Below are 17,629 nucleotides of genomic sequence, written 5' to 3' on the forward strand. Positions count from 1 at the left end.
GTGCGTCCGCTCACCGCTCAGGACCCGGAGTCGGTCGGCGGGCACCGCCTGCTCGCGCGGATCGGCGCGGGCGGCATGGGCGTCGTCTATCTCGCCCGGTCCGAGGGCGGCGCGCTGGCCGCCCTGAAGGTGATCCGCGCCGAGCACGCCGCCGATCCGGGGTTCCGGGCCCGTTTCCGCCGTGAGGCGCGGGCCGCCGCGCGGGTCGACGGCCGCTGGACCGCGCCCGTCACCGCCGCCGACCCGGAGGCGGCCGAACCCTGGATCGCCACCGCCTTCGTCCCCGGGCCCTCGCTCGCCGAGACCGTCGCCGGGCACGGGCCGCTGCCCCCGGACACCGTACGGGCGCTGGGGGCGCGGCTCGCCGAGGCGCTCGCCGCCGTCCACGCGGCCGGGCTGGTGCACCGCGACATCAAGCCGGGCAATGTGCTGCTCGCTCTCGACGGGCCCCGCCTCATCGACTTCGGCATCGCCCGCGTCGGCGGTGCCACCGCCCTGACCGCGACCGACGTGGTGATCGGCACGCCCGGTTACCTCTCGCCGGAACAGGCCCGCGCCCGCGAGGAGGAAGTCGGCCCGCCCAGCGACGTCTTCTCCCTGGGCTGCGTCCTCGCCTACGCGGCGACCGGCCGGCCGCCCTTCGGTGGTGGCACGGTGCCGGCCGTCATCTTCCGGACGGTGCACGAGGAGCCCCGCCTCGACGGCATCACGGAGGACGGGCTGCGGATCCTGGTCGCCCGCTGTCTCGCCAAGGACCCGGCCGCCCGCCCGACCGTGCCGGAACTGCGTGCCGCACTCGGCGACTTCGGCACCGACGACTGGCTGCCGCCCGGCCTGCCCGCGGTGATCGCCGAACGCTCGGCCCAGGTGCTGAACCTGCCCGAGCCGGAGCGGCCCACGGCACCCGGGACGCCGGTGGACGAGCCGCCCGCGCCGAGCCGGCGGCGGCTGCTGCTGGGCGGTACAGCGGCCGTCGTGCTGGCCGCCGGCGGCTCCGCGGCCGCCTGGCTGACCGGCCGCGGCGATCCGCCGTCCACCTCCGTCTCCCGCCTACGCCGTACCGTCGCGGTGCAGGCCGACCTCTCCGGTCCCGGCAAGGCGCTCGGCACCTCGGTCGAGCACGGCGTCCGGCTGGCGGTGGAACAGCACAACGCGCGCGCGGACCGTCCCTTCGACCTGGCCCTCACGGTCCTCGACGACGCGGGAGACGCGGACCGGGCCGAGGAGGCGGCCCGACGCCTCGCCGGCGACGGCCGGGTGTGCGCGGTGATCGGGCCGACGTCCGACGCCACGGCCCTCGCGGCCGCGGACCGGTACAAGAAGGCGTTCCTGCCGATGGTGACGGCGTGGGCGGGCTCGGACTCCCTGTACGCCGCGGTGGACATGAAGAACCCCACGTCGTCCGTGTTCCAGCTGCGGCCCTCCGACACCGCGATCGACGCGCCGCTGGTCCGCTATCTCACCAGCGTGCGCCCGGCCCGCCGCACCTTCCTCGTCGAGGACCTGGCGGCCCGGGACTACAGCTGGCGGATCGCCCAGAACCTGGTCGGGAACCCTCCGTCCAACGGCACGGTCGTCCGCCACCAGGTCGCCGCCGACGCCGGTGACTTCGGCCCCGCGGTCGCCGCCGCCCTCGCGGGGCGCGCACAGGCCGTCGTCTACTGCGGTGACTCCTCGCCACGCGCCGCCTCCTGCGCCAGGGCGCTACGGGCGGCGGGGTTCACCGGCACCCCCGCGGCGACCGAAGCCGTCCTCACTCCCGAGTTCCTGCGCGCGGCCGGACCGGCGGCCGAGGGGTGGGTCTTCTCGGCGACGTTCGTGGACCCGTCCCGGCTGACGTCCGCCGCCGCTTTCGTACGGTCGTTCAAGAAGCGGTACGGCGTCCGGAGCGTCGGCCGGGGCGCGGCCGAGGCCTACGACGCCCTCGGTCTCGTCGCGCACGTCCTCGCCGCCATGGGAACGGGCCCCGTGGACCGTGGCGACCTCGCCCACCGGCTGCGGGCCGTGTCGTACCGGGGCATCACCCGGACCTTCGCCTTCCGGGACGGCACTGCGGAGGTGGACCAGGAACCCGGGCTGTTCCTGTGGCGGGTGGAGCACGGGACGCCGCTCTTCCTGGGCCAGTACCAGGAGGTCAGGGGCTAGGTCGCGCAGCCCTGCCGACGTGGGAATGAGCTGTGGCGACAGAACCTAGGCCACCCAGTACGGCCGCCCCGGTTCCTCGTCCGCGCCGTCGAGGCCCGCGTCGAGGGCCGCGGCGATCCGGCGTACCGCCTCGTCGGCGACCTCGGTGGTCTGCGTGTAGGGCCAGCGCAGCCGGTGCTCGAACGTGCCGGGGTCCGCGCCGAACCGGGACCCGCCCTCGATCCGCACCCCGTGCCGCAGCGCGGCCCGCGTCAGCGGACCGGCGATCGGGCGGCCCAGGTCGATCCACAGGCACATGCCGCCCTGCGGCGTCTGCCAGCGCCAGTCGGGGAACTCGCGGCGCAGCTGCGCGGCCAGGTGGTCGCGCTGCGCGCGCAGGAGCGGCAGCCGCCGCCGCAGGATCTGTGGCTCCCGGGCGATCAGCCGCAGCGCCACCAGCTGGTCGAGGACCGATCCCGACATGTCCGCCGTGACCCGCTGCGCCGTCAGCTCCGTGATCAGCCGTGTGCCCGCCCGCACCCAGCCCACCCGCAGACCCGACCAGTGCCCCTTGCTGAGCGAGCCGACGGTGACGATCTGTTCGGCGCCGCGCCCCGCGACCAGCGACGCGAACGGCGGGGGCGTGGCCACGTCGAGCGCGATGTCCGCGATCGTCTCGTCGACGACCAGCCATGTGCCGGTCGCCCGCGCGTCCGCGATGATCCGCTGCCGCTGCTCGCGCGGCATGAGCCGGCCCGTCGGGTTCTGGAAGTCCGGGATCAGATACGCGAGCCGGGGCGCCGACTGCCGCAGCGTCGCCCCGAACAGCTCCGCGTCCCAGCCGTCCTCCGTCACCGGCACCGGCGCCGCGCGAAGCCCCAACTGCCTTATGACTGCGAGGGCGTTGGCGTACGACGGGTTCTCCACGGCGATGCGGTCGCCGGGCCGCCCGAGCAGGGTGAGCGTGAGCGCCATCGCCTGCTGCGCGCCCGATGTGACGAGGATCTGCTCGGGCAGCGTCGGCAGCCCGCGCCCCGTGTACCGCTCGGCGATCGCCGCGCGCAGCTCCGGCAGACCGTAAGGGTGGTAGCCCGGCGTCGTCGCGTGCCGGGCCAGGTCGTCGGCGGCCGCCGCGTACGCGGCGGACAGCTCGTCGGCCAGGGCGCCGGGCGCCGCGATGGCCAGGTCGATCACGTCCTCCCCGGCGAGCGGGGTGCGCACACTGGTCGGCCGCGCGCCCTCCGGCAGTTCCGTCCACGTTCCCGCACCGCGCCGGCTGACCGCGTAACCGCTCTCCCTGAGCAGGTCGTACGCGGCGGTCACGGTGGCTCTGCTGATGCCGAGCGCCACCGCGAACTCGCGCTCGGCGGGCAGCCGGGCGTGCAGCGCGATCCGGCCGTCGAGCAGCAGGGTGCGTACGCCCTGCGCGAGCGCCCGGTAGCCGGGCCGCTCCCCGGCGACCTGGGTCACCAGCGCGGCGAGCCGCCTGCCGCCCAGAGTGTGGACTCCGCCCCTCGCCGCCATGCCATATCCCCGTCCCCCGGCCCTGCGTTCCAGGCCGGTCAATCTACAGATGAGCAGAGGCCCGCCGGACAGTGGCCTGGGCGGCAGTGAGGAGACACGTCATCACGGCGGGCGCTCGCCTGGACCTGACACGGCGGGCGAGGCAGGGGTGTGGCCCCCGGCCTCCGCCGGGGGCCGGGTCGTGCGTCCTGCGTAGAATCGGCGCCGTGAGTGCGGGTGGGGCAAGCGTCATAGGGACACCGTTCGGCCGACTGTTGCGAGCACTGCGGCTGGGCCGCAGCTGGACGATCGAGGAACTCGCCGAGGCGTCCGGTGTTTCGGTGCGCGCGATCGGTGACATGGAACGGGGCCGGAGCCTTCGTCCTCAGCGCGGCACGGTCACCGCGCTGGCCCAGGGTCTGGAACTGGACGAGACGGCGCACTCCGAACTGCTGGCGACCCTGCGCGCCGGACGTCCCGCGGCGAAGCCTTCCGCCCCTCCGGCGTCGCCCTACACGCTGCCCAGAGGCGTTCGGGACTTCGTGGGCCGGCATGCGGAGCTGACCGCGTTGCGCGCCCTCGTACAGGAGACCGTCACAAAGTCCCGGACGGAGAGCGGGGCGGTGCGCTCACCGGCGCCGGTGGCGGTGGTGAGCGGGCCGCCCGGCAGCGGCAAGACCACCTTGGCGGTCCGGCTGGCCGAGGAGTCCGCTCCCTCCTTTCCGGATGGCACGTTCCTGATCGACATGCGGGGCCTCGACGTACAGCCGCTCTCGGCGGACCAGGCCGTGCTGCGCCTGCTGGGCGCCTGGGGCGTGGCCGACGCCGAGCTGGGCCGGCAGACCGCCGAGGAGCGCCTCGCCCGGTACCACGCGACCGCAGCCACTCTCCGCGCGGTCGTCGTCCTCGACAACGTCGGCAGCGAGGCACAGGTCAGACCGTTGCTGCCGCACGCGGACGGGCTCTTCCTCGTGATGACAGGCCGGCGCACGCTCGCCGGCCTGGAGGGAGTGCACCGTGTGGAACTCGGCGCACTGACCCGGGAGGACTCCGCCTCGCTGCTCCGGGCCGTGGTCGGCGCCGACCGCACGGACGCGGAACCCGCGGCGGTCCTCGCGGTGACCGAGTTGTGCGGGCACCTTCCCCTGGCCCTGCGGGTGGCCGCGAACTGGGCGGCCACCCGCACCAACTGGAGCCTGCAACGGCTCGCCGACCGGCTCACCGACGAGGAGCGCAGGCTCGACGCCCTGAGCGCCGGGGACCTCCGTGTCAACACCGCCTTCGCCCTCTCCTACTCGCGTCTGACCTCTGACACCGCCCGCATGTTCCGGTCGCTGTCACTGCTGCCCGGGGTGGAATTCGGCGCTCCGTCGGCGGCCGTGCTCACGGACACGTCCCTGCCTGCGGCCGAGGACCTGCTGGAGGAACTCCTCGACGCGGGCCTGCTGACGGCCTCCCGCGGGGACCGCTACCGCTTTCACGATCTGCTGCGGCTGTACGCGGGGACCCGGCGGCGTGCCGAGGACGGCGAGGAGGCGTCGGTCGCCGCGAAGGCCCGCCTGCGGGCCTGGCTGCTGGACACGGCCGTCCTCGCGGGCCGCTGGTACGAGCCGGACCACGGTGCGCCGCCGCCGGCCCCCGGCAGGCTGGTCGACCTCGACGACCGCGAGCAGGCGATGCGGTGGATGAAGACGGAAGGCGACAACTGGCTCGCCGCCTTCCGCGAGGCCGCGGAGGCCGGTGAACACGCCAAGGTCGTCGCGGTCGCGGACGCGACGATCTGGTTCTCCGACCACTGGGTGTCCTGGGGGCACTGGATCGAGGTGTACAAACGCGCCGCCGAGGCCGCGGCGGCCCTGGGCGACCCGGTACGGGAGGCCAGCCACCGCAACAGCCTGGCGGGGGCCTACTGGGTCGGCGAACGCAGTCACGACAAGGCGGTCGGCGAAGCCAGGCACGCGCTCGCCATCGCCGAGAAGTGCGGGGACGTGACTCAGCAGGCGTGGGCCCACCACCATCTCGGCGGGCTGCACGCCCTGGTCGACGACCTGCCGCCCGCCGCCGACCACTATCAGTGCGCCAAGGAGCTGTTCGCGCAGGCCGACGAGGTCAACGGGTACCTGGCGGCGTCGAACATGTCCATCAGGGTGGCGGAGAAGGCCGGTCGCCCGCAGCAAGCCGTCGCCGCCTACGACGAGGTGATGGGCCTCCTCGCCGCTTCCGAGGACCGCGACCGCATTCCGCCCAACGTGCGGGACACCACGATCACGTTCGCCACGTTCTACGTGTCGTTTGCCCATCTCAACCAGGGGCGCTGGCAGGAGGCCGTCGACGCCCTGCGTATGGCGCGGGGGCGGCTCGAGGCCCACGGCTGGCACGAACGGGCGGGCACCGCCCGTCTGCACACGGCTCACGCACTCGCCCACCTCGGTCGGCTCGCCGAGGCGGAGACGGAGTACCGCGCCGTGCTCGCCATGGCGGACCTACTCCCCTCCCCCATGCTGGACGATGCCCGCGCGGCCCTCGACGCCCTCGCCGCCGGTACGCCGTCACCTCCCACCCACTTCGCCTGATCCGGGTCGGCGGCCGCGGAGCCGGGGCCACGATCACCCACCCTCTTCACAGGAGCCCGGCGCGTTCCCGGCAGGTACGTCGGCGACGTTCTCCCCGACCGGGCCCGCGCCGATCACGACGACGCCGTACGGGAGTTGTCCGTTTCAGTGCTTCCGGGCGGTGCGGCCGAGGCGCAGGGCGGAGATGAGGAAGAAGATCCCGCCGGGGATGGCGTAGCCGATGGCGTTGGTGAGTGCGGGGTCGTCTGCGCCCGCGGTCGCGACGAACGAGGCTCCGGCCAGGACGGAGATGCCGCCGCTGAGGATCATCGGCCATTGTCCGCCCATCGTGCGGCGGGGAACGGCGACGATCAGCTGGACCAGGCCGGACACGACGGCCCAGGCGCCCCAGACGCGCAGGACGGAGGGGATACCGGACGTGGAGGCGATGCCCACGCCGACGGCCGCGGCCAGACTGACAGCCATGTTGACGTACAGGAGCGTCGGAGGCTGGGTGCCGCGTGACGCCTTCGCGTCGACGACGGCCGCTCCCACGTCGAACAGCGGATACAGCACCAGCAGCGTGGCCGCGACCGGGGTGATCGCCTTGGCCGTCGTGAACATCACGAGGGCCCAGACGATGGCGAACGCGAACCGGACGAAGTACAGCCGCCGCAGGGCAAAGGCCGTCCCGGTGGTCCGGGACGGTTCGGCGATGGTGGTCACGGCGATCCTTTCGGTTGGGCATACGAAGACGAAGGCAGGTCAGGGCTTCCTGCGCCGACCTTCCCGCAAGACCGAACGTTCTATCTCGTGAGCCTGGCAGTGGCCGTCGCAACCTGTCAAGACCGAACGTTCTACCTGTTAGCCTGACGTCATGGTGCGCACCGAAACCGAAGGACGGCCGTCCGAAGCCCGGTCCCGGCTGCTCAGGACGGCCGGCCAGGTGTTCTACGCGGAAGGGATCCACTCCGTCGGCGTCGACCGCCTCGTCGCGGAGGCTCAGGTGACACGAGCCACCTTCTACCGCCACTTCCCGAGCAAGGAAAGCCTCGTCCTCGCCTACCTGAACGAGGCCGACCTCGCCATACGCGGCCAGGCCGACGCGGCCGTCGCCGCCGGGCTCCCGGCCGCCGACACCATCCGGGCCGTCAGCACCTCCATCGCCCAGCACATCCGGTCCGCCGGCTTCCGCGGGTGCGCCTTCCTCAACGCCGTCGCCGAGTATCCCGACCCCGAACACCCGGTGCACCAGGCCGTCCTGGCGCACCGCCAGTGGTTCCTCGACACCGTCACCGAACTCCTGGCCGAGGTCCGGGAGCAGTCCGCGGAATCCGCCGCCCGCCACTTCGTGATGTTGCGCGACGGCGCCATGGCCGAGGGCTGCCTCTCCGACCCGGAACTCGTGTGCGAGACCTTCCTGCATGGCGTCGAAGGACTCCTCCGAGCCCACGCCGGGCCGGTCCACGCATAGCCCCCCGGCCCCCCTCCGCTGCTCCTGCGCAGGTACTCACGCCGTGGTCACCGCGAATGAGTACGCGAGCCGATATACACGCCGCCTGCCCGCGCCGAGGCTTGAACCGCTGACGACTGATCGCGTTCAAGGAGAAACATGGCCACGCGCCACACCCGGCGGGCTCCCGGAACCGCCGTGTCCCTCATAGCCTGTTCCACCGCCACCCTCGCCGCACTGCTGACCGGCTGCACGACCGCCGACGCGATCTGCCAAAGCGGCCAGTACCCCGTGCAGTACGTCGGCGCGACCGGCGGCGATTGCGTCGACAACGGCCACGAAGTCCCGAAGGGCACCTTCCGCTACCCGAAGGACAAGACCCCGAAGCACGTGGACGACAAATGGGACCGCTACTGGCAGACGCACACCCTCGACGAACACCGCGCCATCATCAAGGCACCTCCGGCCTCGTGACCACGGCCCGTCGAGTTGGTGCACCGCGCCTCTGAAAACCACTCTGCGTTCCATCCCGATCCGAGCGGGGTACCCCACCGGTCGAAGGCCGCGGCCGGACCAACGGGCGCCGATGGATCGCCGTCGGCCAGTTCACTGGCGAGCGAGCCGATCTCGCAGCCGCCCTCACGCCCCCGTCGCGTCCTGCCGGTCCCCCCTCCGCATGCCCGCACAACACCCGGACCCCTGACCTCGAACAGGCATACGTCACAGCGGCAACGTCTTAGGGCTAAGATTTCTCCGGGGCGCGCGACGGTGGAGCGCGCGTCTCGCGAGAGGACGAGCCGCGAGGGGTGTGGCATGGCTCAGCGCAGAACGGCGAGACGACCGGACGCCGTGGCGGGGATCGTCGAGGACTGGGCGCGCGAACGCCCCGGCCTGGACACGTCGCCGCTGGAGGTGCTGGCCCGGCTGCACCGCGCCTACCTCCAGTACCACGCGCGGCTCACCTCCCAGATCGAGCGGCACGGCCTGTCCGTCGCCGGCTTCGACGTGCTCACGGCGCTGCGCCGCTCCGGCGCCCCGTACCGGCTCACCGCCGGGCAGTTGGCGGCCTCCGGGCTGATCTCCTCGGCGGGGGTCACGCTCCGCCTCGACCGGCTCGAGAAGGACGGCCTGCTGGTCCGGGAGCGGGACGCCGACGACCGGCGTGTCGTCTACTCACGGCTCACCGACTCCGGACTGCGCAAGGTGGACGAGGTGTTCGCCGAGCACCTGGAGAACGAACGGAGGATGCTCGGCGGCGTCTCCCCCGCCGAGCGGCGTCAGCTGGCCCGCCTGCTCTCCAAGCTGGAATGCTCCATCGTCGACTCGGACGGGGCCGGACCGGAGGAGGAGCCGGCGAACTGACCGTCCGCCGGCACCGGAGGGAGCGCGTGCCGCGCGAGCCCGGGGGCTGCCCCGCCTCCCCCGTCCGCACGCCGGGCCCCGGAGCCCGGCGGCCTCCCGGTCATCGGGCCGGAGCCGCCGCGGGCGCCTTCGACTGCTGTTCGGCCTGCGTCCGGTAGATGCGGCGCAGCCGGACCACCCCGAGATCGTGCTGGTAGAGGTTCTCCCGCTGGTCCGCGTCGGCGGGCATGGCCTCCAGCATGACGCGGTCCTGCTCCAGCACCTGCCAGTGGCGTTCCTCGATGAGGGTCCGGTAGAGGAAGCGCCAGGTGTCGCGCTGCCAGCCGGAGACCTCGCGGTAGCGCCAGAAGAAGACGCCGGTGCGCCCCGCGTCCACCGGGCACGCCATGCCGACGATGCCGAAGGGGCCGCCGGGGCCGGCGGACGGCGGGTAAGGGATGGACAGGTCGACCCAGTCGACGCCGGTGCGGCACAGCTCCACCCAGTCGAAGTTGACGCCGCGCTGGTCGGTCTTCTCGAAGAAGTAGCCCCGCTCGGTCTCGCGGATGCGGAACTTGGCCGTGGTGTCGCCGTCGTACATGGTGTGCGACTCGTGGTGCAGGAACGCGCCGTGCATCGGGTCGAGGAGGTTCTCCATGGCGAAGCGCCACGGGACGTTCCACTCGGCGTAGCAGAGGAAGGAGGAGACACCGGGGTTGGTGAGCGGTTCGGGGAGGGTGAGGTCCACCGGCTCGGGGTGCTCCTCGTCGCCGAAGTAGGCGAGGATGGCGCCGCCGACCTCGCGCACGGGCAGGGAGGTGACGAGCGTCTTGCCCTCCAGGTTGCAGCCGGGCAGTCCGGGCACGGAGGTGACCGTGCCGGAGCCGTCGACTTCGACGCCGTGGTACCAGCAGGCGACGCGGTCGCCCAGGTGTTTGCCGAGGGAGAGCGGGGCGCCGCGGTGCGGGCAGCGGTCGGCGAGCATCGACAGGGTGCCGTCGGCCTTGCGGAACAGCAGCCAGTTCTCGCCGAGCGCGGTGACCTTGCGCAGTCCGCCGGGCCGCACGAAGTGGGAGGGGACCACCGGGTGCCACTGGTTGCGCAGGCCGTGGGCGTGGATGTGCGTCGCGGTGTCGTGCGTGGAGAGGGTCATGTCAGGCTCCCAGGCGGTGCATCTCGGTGCGGAAGGTCTCCTCGGTCCACGGTTCACCGGCGGGGGTGTGGACCTGGCGGGCGTTGAGCCCGGCCACGACGTCGGCCAGATCGTGGCCGTCGCGGGTGAAGATCTCCTCCAGGGTGCGGGCGAGCTTCAGCTCGTACGGGGTGGGCTCGTGGTGTCGGCTCTGGTGCGGGTCCAGGTACGGCCAGGTGTCGGTGGTCATGGATGTCTCGCTCTCCGTACGGGTCACAGGTCCAGGACGAGGCGGTCGGAGGCGCAGCGGGAGACGCAGATCATCATCGTCTCGCCGGCGGCGCGTTCGGCCTCGCTGAGCAGGTGGTCGCGGTGGTCGGGGGTGCCTGCGAGGACGCGGGTCTCGCAGGAGCCGCAGATGCCGTCGCGGCAGGAGGAGGTGACGGTCAGGCCCGCGTTCTCGGCGGCTTCGAGGACGGAGGTGGTGGCGTCGACGGTCAGGGTCACCCCCGAGGTGCGGCATTCGACCTCGAAGGCGGTGTCGTCGCCGTCGGGTGCCGCGGTGGCGGGCGCGGCGAACCGTTCGATGCGCAGCCGGCCCGCGGGGCAGGTCTCTTCGGCCGCCTTCAGCAGCGGTTCGGGTCCGCAGCAGTACACGAGGGCGTCGTCCGGCAGGTCCCGCAGGGCGGCCGCGAGGTCGATGTGGCCCTGCTCGTCCTGCGGTACGAGGGTCACCTCGCCGCCGGTCAGCGCGGTCAGTTCGGCGCTGAAGGCCATGGTGGCGCGGGTCCTGCCGCCGTGCACGAGCCGGTAGGGCACCCCGTTCCGCCCGGCCTGGCGGGCCATCGCCAGGATCGGGGTGATGCCGATGCCGCCGGCGAGGAAGACGTAGAACGCGGCGGGTTCCAGGGCGAAGTGGTTGCGCGGGCCGGCCACCCGCACGCTCTGGCCCGGGCGCAGCTTGCTGTGCACGTGCCGTGAACCGCCGCGCGAGGACGGTTCGTCGAGGACGCCCAGGCGGTAGGCCGTGAGGTCGGCGGGGTCGCCGCACAGGCTGTACTGGCGGACGTGGCCGCCGACGTGCAGGTCGAGGTGGGCGCCCGGGGTCCAGGCGGGCAGCGGTTTGCCGTCGGGGTGGACCAGGTCGACGGAGAGGACGCCTTCCGCCTCCCAGGTCATCCGGCGGACGAGGAGGTCGAGTTCGTACTCGCGGTCAGCGGTCATGGCGGTGGCCTCCCTACGCGGCGGGGATCGTGACGGGTGGGGTGAACGGGTTCTTCATCGGGCCGAGCGCGTCGAGGTCGACCTCGACGAGGGTCGGGCCGTCGGAGGCGAGGGCCGCCCGCAGGACGGGTGCGGCGTCCGTCTGCGACGCGATGCGTGCGTAGGGAAGGGCGCAGGCGGCGGCGAGCGCGGCGAAGTCCGGGGTGAACAGGTCGACGCCGGAGCGGCGTTCGCCGTACGTGTCCTGCATGTTGCGCAGCACCCCGTATCCGCCGTCGTTGAAGATGATCAGGGTCAGGCGGGGGCGTTCCTGTGCGACGGTGAGGAGTTCGCCGAGATGGACGGCGAGGCCGCCGTCGCCGGCGATGACGACGGTCGGCTGCTCCGGCCGGGCGAGCGCGGCGCCGATGCCCATGCCGAGGCCCTGGCCGATGCCACCGCCGCGGGGGAAGACGTTGGCGCGCGGATCGTGGATCGGCAGCAGCCGGTTGCCCCAGGAGGACGAGGGGATGGTGACGTCCCGGGCGACGACGGCGCCGCGCGGCAGGGCGGCGGCGAGGGCGTCGCAGACGGCGGCCTGGGGGCCGATGTTGTCGTGCAGGGTGGCGCGTACGTCCTCGCGGACGGTTTTCACGCGGGCCGTCCAGTCGGCGTCCGCGCGGCGGGCGGCCGCGGTGAGCGCGGGCAGGACGGCGGCGGTGCCGTGCAGGGCGTGGGGCGCCGGATACACCCGGCCGAGGGCGGCCCGGTCGACGTCGATCTGGAGGTGTGCGGCGGGCAGCTCCAGTCCGTAGTCGGCGGTCTCGTTGGAGCGGAAGTGGGTGCCGATGGTGAGGAGTACGTCGGCTTCGGCGAGGAGGGCCCGGCAGGGCGGGGTGGTGGCGAAGTTGCCGATGACCAGCGGATGGTCCTCGGGGACGCTGCCGCGGCCGGAGTTGGAGGTGAGCAGGCCGGCGCCGGTGGCCTCCAGCAGGGCGAGCAGTTCGTCGCGCGCGGTGGTGGCGCCGCCGCCCGCCCAGATCAGCGGGCGGCGGGCGGCGGCCAGCAGTTCCCGCGCGGCGGCGAGGGCGGCGGGGGTGGGCACCGGGTCAGGGGCGGCGGTGGCCGTCTCGCCCGTGTCCTGCTGGGGCGCGTACTGCAGGTCGATGGGCCACTCGATGCTGGCGGGTCCGCCGGGCGTGCTGAGGGCGGCGGCGGATGCCTCGCGCAGCAGCCGTCCGGCGTCGCGTGCGGAGCCGACGGTGGCCGCGTACGCGGACACGGCCGTCAGCATGCCGAGCTGGTCCTTCGTCTCGTGGATGAATCCGCGCCCGCCGCCCAGGTGGGCGGACTCGATCTGCCCGGTGACGTGCAGGACCGACGTGCCGGCCGCCAGGGCCTCGATCAACGAGCCGGCCGCGTTGCCCGCCCCGGTTCCGGTGGAGGTCAGCGCGCAGCCGATGGAGCCGCGGGCCCGCCCGTATCCGTCGGCGGCGTTGACGGCGGTGGCCTCGTGGCGCACCGGTACGAAGCGCAGCTCACGGTCGACCGCTTCGACGAGCGGCAGGTTGTGCACGGACACGATGCCGAAGACGGTGTCGATGCCGAGGGACTTCAGATGGGCGACGAGGAGGTCGCCTCCGTTGTCGTACTGCATGGAGAGGCTCCTCACAGGATGCCGCGGCCGACTCCGCCGCAGACGTCGATGCTGGTTCCGGTGATGTAGGAGGCGCGCGGGGCGAGCAGCGCGACGACGGCGTACGCCACTTCGTCGGCGCGGCCGAGCCGGCCGAGCGCGATGCCGCGGTCGGCGGCCAGTTCGGCCTGCCAGTCGTCGTAGGTGAGGCCGCTGTCGGCAGCCGCGTGCCGGCGGGTCCACTGCCCGGTGTCGATCAGGCCGAGGCAGACGGAGTTGACCCGGATGCCCTCGGCGGCGAGTTCGTGCGCGAGAGACTTGGAGAGGTTGAGGATGCCGGCGCGGGCGGCGCTGGTGGTGATCAGGCGGGTCTCGGGCTGCTTCGCCAGCACGGCGTTGACGTTCACCACCGAAGCCGCGTCCGAGGCGCGCAGGTATTGGCGCGCGGCGGCAAGGGGGTTGAGGACGCCCGCGAACTTCAGCTCCAGTTCGTCGCGCCAGTCCTCGGCCGTGGTGTCGTCCAGGCGTTTCATGCGGGACTGGCCGGCGTTGTTGACCAGGCCGTCGATGTGTCCGCCGAAGTGGGCGGCGGCGGCGTCGGTGAAGCGGCGTACGGCGTCGCCGTCGCGGACGTCGCAGGTGGCGGTGAACAGGCGGTCGGGGCCGGCGCCGACCCGGGCGGCGGCCTTGGCGAGGCGTTCACCGTCCCGCCCGCAGATGGCGACGCGGGCACCTTCGTCGAGCAGGGCGCGGACCGTGGCCAGGCCGACGCCGGAGCTGCCTCCGGTGACGAGTACCGTGCGGTCGGCGAGGCCGAGATCCATGACGTACTCCTTGCAGGGGGTCGAGTGGTGGATGTCAGTGCATGGTGAAGCCGCCGTTGACGGCGATCACCTGTCCGGTGACGTAGCGGGACTCCTCGCCGAGCAGATAGGCGACGAGGCCGGTGAGGTCCTCGGGCCGCTGCGGGCGGGTGATCGCGCGGTGGGTGGCGTAGAGCGCGTGGCGCTCGGGCGGGACGGTCTCGGTGGCTTCGACCTCGGTGAGGCCCGGGGCGACCGCGTTGACGGTGATGCCCTGCTCGCCCAACTCGCGGGCCATGCCCCGGGTGAGGGAGATGACCGCGCCCTTGGAGGCGAGGTAGTGGGCGAGCCGGGGCGAGCCGTACAGGGCGGCGTCGGAGGCGACGTTGACGATGCGGCCGGGCCGGCTCATCAGGGGCAGCAGGTGCTTGGCCACCAGCCAGGGGCCGCGCGCGTTGACCGCCATCAGCCGGTCCCAGACCTCGATGTCGATGTCCTGGAACTCCTTGCCGCCGACGCCGTTGGCCAGCGCGGCGTTGTTGACCAGCCCGTAGACGGGACCGGAGCCGGCCAGGCGGTCGGCGAGCGCGGCGACCGACGCGGGGTCCGCGACGTCCAGCGGCACGGATTCCGCCTCGCCGCCCGCCGAGCGGATCGCCTGGGCGGTCCGCTCGCCCCAGGCGGTGTTCAGCTCGGCGACCACCACCCGGAACCCGTCCGCCGCCGCGCGGCGGGCCATGGCCTCGCCGAGGCCACGGCCCGCGCCCGTCACGACGACGGTGCGCCGGGCGGCCGGCTCAGTCACGGGTGATGCCGTACAGCGGGGAGTACTCGGGGTACGTCGGCACCTGGGGCTTCCGCGTGCCGATGATGACGCAGAACAGCGCTTCGGTGTCGCCCTCGTTCTTCAGCGAGCGGGTGACGCCGGCCGGCACCACGATCATGTCGCGGTAACCGAGGGTCCGGTACTCGACCTCGTCGGGACCGCGGTGGATGCCGACGCGGACCTTGCCCTCCAGGACGAAGAAGGCCTCCTCGACGTCGTGGTGGGTGTGGGCCGGGCCCTCCGCGCCGGGCGGCAGCAGCATGTTCGAGAAGGTGAAGCCGCCGGAGGGGATGATCCGGTTGTCGTCCTCGTGGTTGCCGGTGGCTCCGGAGCCGACGTAGCGGATCTGTGCGCGCTTGTACTGCGGGCCCGCCTTCTCCTGGAAGGACAGGGTGCCCCAGTCGGGCTCGCGGGAGTCCTTGGTGGCGATCAGGGAGTCGGTGTACTTGGCGAGGTCGCCGCCGTTGTCGTACTCGGTGGTGGTCAAAGGCATGGTGATCAGCCCTTCGTGGCGTGAGCGTGGTGGTCGGTGACGATGTGCAGGTGGGAGGCGAGCCAGGCGTTGACGCGCTCGGGCTGCTCCTGGTTGGCCAGGTGACCGGCGTCCTTGACGATCACGTAGGCGGTCTTGTGCAGACCGCCGGCCAGGACCTGTGAGCCGTCGGGACCGGTGATCCGGTCCTTGTCGCCGCACAGGACGAGGGTGGGCGCGGTGATGCGGTGCAGTTCGCCGCGCAGGTCGGTGGAGGCCATGGCCTCGGCCGCGTGTGCGTAGCCCGGCAGGCGGACGGCGGCGGCCATGGTGGCGGTCACGCGCCGCACCAGGTCGGTGGGAGCGTCGGGGGACACCAGGCGCGGGGCGCGGGCGGCGGCGAAGGCCTCCGGGCCGGTCCGGGCGAGTTCTTCGGCGCGGGCCCGCATCCCGGCAGCCTTCTCGGGGTCGGTGCCGGAGCCGGGTGAGGAGTCGCAGATCATCAGCGACTCGACCAGGCCGGGGTGGCGCACGGCCAGCCGCAGTGCGATCACGCCGCCCCAGGAGACGCCGAGGACGTGGGCGGCGCCGCCCCGGGCGCGGATCACCTCGGCGGCGGTGTCGGCGAAGTCGTCCATGGTGAGCGGGTGTTCGGGGTCGGCCGACCGCGCGTATCCGGGCGCGTCCCAGGCGACGACCCGGAAGCCGTCCGCCAGTGCCGCGAGTTGGGGGGCGAAGGCCGCCGAGGAGGAGCCGATGCCGTGCAGGCACAGCAGCAGCGGTCCGCCGTCGCCGGCCTCTTCCAGGTGCAGGCCCCGGATGTCGTAGGCGGTCACAGGATCTGCCCCGTCCGTCCGGCGAGCGCGGCGAGCGAACGGAGCACCGCGTACGGGACGACCTGGCTGGTGGCCGGGTTGGTGGCGTCCGGCAGGTGCCGTACCTCGAAGCGGTAGTCCCCGTGGGCGCCGGACGCCTCGATCACATGGGAGGTGTGCCGGGCCGCCGGGTCGGCGACGACGCTGACGCGCACCGTCTCCGGGTCTCCGACGGCGAGGGCGACGGAGGCCGCGACGTTGGTCGACTTGGGGAACTTCACCGGAACGTCCCGCGCGGTCCCCGTCATGACCTCGACCGGCCCGGTGGCCGACCGCATGCGGGCGAGCAACTCCTCGTCCATCCAGGGCTGTTCGAGGGTGGACGGCAGTTTGGTGGTGGTCAGCCGGACCTCGTCGAGGGGGCCCATGGCGCGGACGGCCTGCAACAGGTCGAGTCCGCCGACCGCGCCGCCGGTGAAGTACACGCGGCCGGGCCCGGTGTGCAGCAGCCGCTTGGCCAGTTCGTCGTCGGTGAGGGCGCCGGTCGAGGCGACGAGCAGGTCGGTGCCGGAGGCGAGGATCGCCTCGCCCCACTCGCGCACCACGGCCTGTCCGGCGGCCTCGACGATCAGGTCGCAGTGGTCGAGGGCCTGTTCGACGGTGTACTGCGGGACCGGGGCGGAGTCCCCGACGGGCCGGTTGTCGGCCACGCACACGAGTTCGGCGCCCGGGATGTCGCCCGCGGCGAGCGCGCCGCCGACGACTCGGCCGATGGCGCCCCAGCCGATCAGGCCGACGCGGCGCGGGGTGGGGGTGCTCATGCGGGGACTCCTTCGGCGTCGACGGGCGGGACGACGGGGCTGCCGTCGGGCGTGCCCGCCATGTGGGCGCGGATCAGCCGGGACGGCGGTCCGGCGGTGCCCCACACGTCGGACAGTTCGGGGGTGCGCCGCCACACCTTGCAGATCCAGGCGTCCTCGACGACCTGGGCGACCTCCGAGGTGTACTCGCAGACGAGGCCGGTGGGGTCGGTGAAGTAGGAGAAGGTGTTGTTTCCGGGCCCGTGCCGGCCCGGCCCCCACTCGGGGGTGACGCCCTGGTGCCGCAGCCGCCCGAGGCCGCGCATGAAGTGGTCGACCGAGTTCATCTCGTACGCCACGTGGTTCAGGGACACCCAGGCCGCCTGGTTGAAGGCGACGCAGTGGTGGTCGCTGTTGCAGCGCAGGAACGCCATCTGGTGCTCGGACCAGTCCGACACGCGCATGCCCAGGACGTCCTGGTAGAAGGCCACCGACGCGTCGATGTCGGGGGTGTTGAGCACCGCGTGCGTGACGCCGACCGGCACCGCGGCGTCCCGTCCGCGGGCCGCCACCGCCCAGGTGTCGGCGGACAGTTCGATCAGCCGTCCGTCGTTGTCCCGGAACCGCAGGCCGTAGCCGCCGCCCACCTGGTCGAGCGGTCCAGGACCGCTGACCGGGGTGATGCCGCGTGCCTCGAGTCCGCGTGCCGCCTCGTCGATCTCGGCGGGGGTGCCCACGGCGAAGGCGAGCTTCCCCAGGCCGATCCGGTCGGCACGGGTGAGCTGGAGGGCGTGGTGTTCCTCGCCGGTGCCGCGCAGCCAGCTCGTGCTGTGCTCGGCCTCGACGACCTCCAGTCCCCAGGCCTGCTCGTAGAAGTCGGTGGCCTCGGCGAAGTGCGGGGTGAGCAGTTCCACGGAGCGCAGGGCGCGCAGCCGGGCGATCGGGGGGTGCGTCATGGTGAGGGTCTCC

At 73.1% G+C, this 17,629-nt stretch carries 17 protein-coding genes; 5 read left to right on the forward strand and 12 right to left on the reverse strand.

The window, feature by feature from the left end; all coding sequences use genetic code 11:
* Positions 1-2,145 (forward strand): bifunctional serine/threonine-protein kinase/ABC transporter substrate-binding protein, encoded by a 2,145-nt coding sequence (locus BLW85_RS01690; RefSeq protein WP_074995923.1) that lies wholly within the window; start codon positions 1-3, stop codon positions 2,143-2,145.
* Positions 2,146-2,190: 45 nt separating this feature from the next.
* On the opposite strand, the gene yczR is transcribed toward BLW85_RS01690, so the two are convergent.
* Positions 2,191-3,648 (reverse strand): MocR-like transcription factor YczR, encoded by a 1,458-nt coding sequence (gene yczR, locus BLW85_RS01695; RefSeq protein WP_074990188.1) that lies wholly within the window; start codon positions 3,646-3,648, stop codon positions 2,191-2,193.
* A gap of 206 nt (positions 3,649-3,854) precedes the next feature.
* Here yczR and BLW85_RS01700 point away from each other — a divergent pair, with 206 nt between their 5' ends.
* Positions 3,855-6,200 carry a helix-turn-helix domain-containing protein gene (locus tag BLW85_RS01700; protein WP_167381364.1) on the forward strand — a complete coding sequence of 782 codons (2,346 nt, stop codon included), beginning with the start codon at positions 3,855-3,857 and terminating at the stop codon, positions 6,198-6,200.
* Positions 6,201-6,344: 144 nt separating this feature from the next.
* On the opposite strand, the gene BLW85_RS01705 is transcribed toward BLW85_RS01700, so the two are convergent.
* The gene (locus BLW85_RS01705; RefSeq protein WP_074990190.1) at positions 6,345-6,905 is read right to left on the reverse strand and encodes a hypothetical protein; all 561 of its coding nucleotides are present in this window, start codon (positions 6,903-6,905) and stop codon (positions 6,345-6,347) included.
* A 151-nt stretch (positions 6,906-7,056) separates the two neighbouring features.
* Between BLW85_RS01705 and BLW85_RS01710 the strand changes: the two genes are divergently transcribed.
* The 3 genes from BLW85_RS01710 (at position 7,057) to BLW85_RS01725 (ending at position 8,994) form a co-directional block, all read left to right on the forward strand.
* Positions 7,057-7,653: a TetR/AcrR family transcriptional regulator gene (locus BLW85_RS01710; RefSeq protein ID WP_074990191.1), complete on the forward strand. Its 597-nt coding sequence runs from the start codon at positions 7,057-7,059 to the stop codon at positions 7,651-7,653.
* A 138-nt stretch (positions 7,654-7,791) separates the two neighbouring features.
* The gene (locus tag BLW85_RS01715; RefSeq protein WP_074990192.1) at positions 7,792-8,106 is read left to right on the forward strand and encodes an SCO0607 family lipoprotein; all 315 of its coding nucleotides are present in this window, start codon (positions 7,792-7,794) and stop codon (positions 8,104-8,106) included.
* Positions 8,107-8,445: 339 nt separating this feature from the next.
* The gene (locus BLW85_RS01725) at positions 8,446-8,994 is read left to right on the forward strand and encodes a MarR family winged helix-turn-helix transcriptional regulator (RefSeq protein ID WP_070022754.1); all 549 of its coding nucleotides are present in this window, start codon (positions 8,446-8,448) and stop codon (positions 8,992-8,994) included.
* A 100-nt stretch (positions 8,995-9,094) separates the two neighbouring features.
* On the opposite strand, the gene BLW85_RS01730 is transcribed toward BLW85_RS01725, so the two are convergent.
* Genes BLW85_RS01730 through BLW85_RS01775 form a run of 10 tightly spaced genes read right to left on the reverse strand, consistent with a single transcriptional unit; the run spans position 9,095 to position 17,616 of the window.
* On the reverse strand, positions 9,095-10,126 hold the full coding sequence (locus BLW85_RS01730) for an aromatic ring-hydroxylating oxygenase subunit alpha (protein ID WP_074990193.1): 1,032 nt from the start codon (positions 10,124-10,126) through the stop codon (positions 9,095-9,097).
* A 1-nt stretch (position 10,127) separates the two neighbouring features.
* The gene (locus tag BLW85_RS01735; RefSeq protein ID WP_070022752.1) at positions 10,128-10,355 is read right to left on the reverse strand and encodes a recombinase-like helix-turn-helix domain-containing protein; all 228 of its coding nucleotides are present in this window, start codon (positions 10,353-10,355) and stop codon (positions 10,128-10,130) included.
* A 23-nt stretch (positions 10,356-10,378) separates the two neighbouring features.
* On the reverse strand, positions 10,379-11,329 hold the full coding sequence (locus BLW85_RS01740; RefSeq protein ID WP_074990194.1) for a PDR/VanB family oxidoreductase: 951 nt from the start codon (positions 11,327-11,329) through the stop codon (positions 10,379-10,381).
* Positions 11,330-11,342: 13 nt separating this feature from the next.
* Positions 11,343-12,965 carry a thiamine pyrophosphate-binding protein gene (locus BLW85_RS01745; protein ID WP_074990195.1) on the reverse strand — a complete coding sequence of 541 codons (1,623 nt, stop codon included), beginning with the start codon at positions 12,963-12,965 and terminating at the stop codon, positions 11,343-11,345.
* An 11-nt stretch (positions 12,966-12,976) separates the two neighbouring features.
* Positions 12,977-13,768, reverse strand: coding sequence for an SDR family oxidoreductase (locus BLW85_RS01750; protein ID WP_074990196.1), 792 nt, complete (start codon positions 13,766-13,768; stop codon positions 12,977-12,979).
* Positions 13,769-13,802: 34 nt separating this feature from the next.
* Complete coding sequence (locus tag BLW85_RS01755) at positions 13,803-14,552, reverse strand: SDR family oxidoreductase (RefSeq protein ID WP_074990197.1); 750 nt, start codon at positions 14,550-14,552, stop codon at positions 13,803-13,805.
* A complete protein-coding gene (locus tag BLW85_RS01760) occupies positions 14,545-15,066 on the reverse strand; it encodes a cupin domain-containing protein (protein WP_070022748.1) in 522 nt (173 codons plus the stop codon). Before BLW85_RS01760 ends, BLW85_RS01755 begins: the two co-directional genes overlap by 8 nt.
* A 5-nt stretch (positions 15,067-15,071) precedes the next feature.
* Positions 15,072-15,881 (reverse strand): alpha/beta fold hydrolase, encoded by an 810-nt coding sequence (locus tag BLW85_RS01765; RefSeq protein WP_074990198.1) that lies wholly within the window; start codon positions 15,879-15,881, stop codon positions 15,072-15,074.
* A complete protein-coding gene (locus BLW85_RS01770; RefSeq protein WP_074990199.1) occupies positions 15,878-16,681 on the reverse strand; it encodes an aspartate dehydrogenase domain-containing protein in 804 nt (267 codons plus the stop codon). Before BLW85_RS01770 ends, BLW85_RS01765 begins: the two co-directional genes overlap by 4 nt.
* On the reverse strand, positions 16,678-17,616 hold the full coding sequence (locus BLW85_RS01775) for a VOC family protein (RefSeq protein ID WP_074990200.1): 939 nt from the start codon (positions 17,614-17,616) through the stop codon (positions 16,678-16,680). Before BLW85_RS01775 ends, BLW85_RS01770 begins: the two co-directional genes overlap by 4 nt.
* Positions 17,617-17,629 lie beyond the last annotated feature (13 nt).

The organism is Streptomyces misionensis, from assembly GCF_900104815.1.
GTDB lineage: Bacteria > Actinomycetota > Actinomycetes > Streptomycetales > Streptomycetaceae > Streptomyces > Streptomyces misionensis.

Bases quoted from the DNA above. Each gene is read 5' to 3' on its own strand.
- BLW85_RS01715 (WP_074990192.1), top strand. From the start codon at position 7,792: ATGGCCACGCGCCACACCCGGCGGGCTCCCGGAACCGCCGTGTCCCTC.
- BLW85_RS01775 (WP_074990200.1), bottom strand. From the start codon at position 17,616: ATGACGCACCCCCCGATCGCCCGGCTGCGCGCCCTGCGCTCCGTGGAA.
- BLW85_RS01735 (WP_070022752.1), bottom strand. From the start codon at position 10,355: ATGACCACCGACACCTGGCCGTACCTGGACCCGCACCAGAGCCGACAC.
- BLW85_RS01730 (WP_074990193.1), bottom strand. From the start codon at position 10,126: ATGACCCTCTCCACGCACGACACCGCGACGCACATCCACGCCCACGGC.
- BLW85_RS01745 (WP_074990195.1), bottom strand. From the start codon at position 12,965: ATGCAGTACGACAACGGAGGCGACCTCCTCGTCGCCCATCTGAAGTCC.
- BLW85_RS01725 (WP_070022754.1), top strand. From the start codon at position 8,446: ATGGCTCAGCGCAGAACGGCGAGACGACCGGACGCCGTGGCGGGGATC.
- BLW85_RS01760 (WP_070022748.1), bottom strand. From the start codon at position 15,066: ATGCCTTTGACCACCACCGAGTACGACAACGGCGGCGACCTCGCCAAG.
- yczR (WP_074990188.1), bottom strand. From the start codon at position 3,648: ATGGCGGCGAGGGGCGGAGTCCACACTCTGGGCGGCAGGCGGCTCGCC.
- BLW85_RS01740 (WP_074990194.1), bottom strand. From the start codon at position 11,329: ATGACCGCTGACCGCGAGTACGAACTCGACCTCCTCGTCCGCCGGATG.
- BLW85_RS01710 (WP_074990191.1), top strand. From the start codon at position 7,057: ATGGTGCGCACCGAAACCGAAGGACGGCCGTCCGAAGCCCGGTCCCGG.
- BLW85_RS01770 (WP_074990199.1), bottom strand. From the start codon at position 16,681: ATGAGCACCCCCACCCCGCGCCGCGTCGGCCTGATCGGCTGGGGCGCC.
- BLW85_RS01750 (WP_074990196.1), bottom strand. From the start codon at position 13,768: ATGGATCTCGGCCTCGCCGACCGCACGGTACTCGTCACCGGAGGCAGC.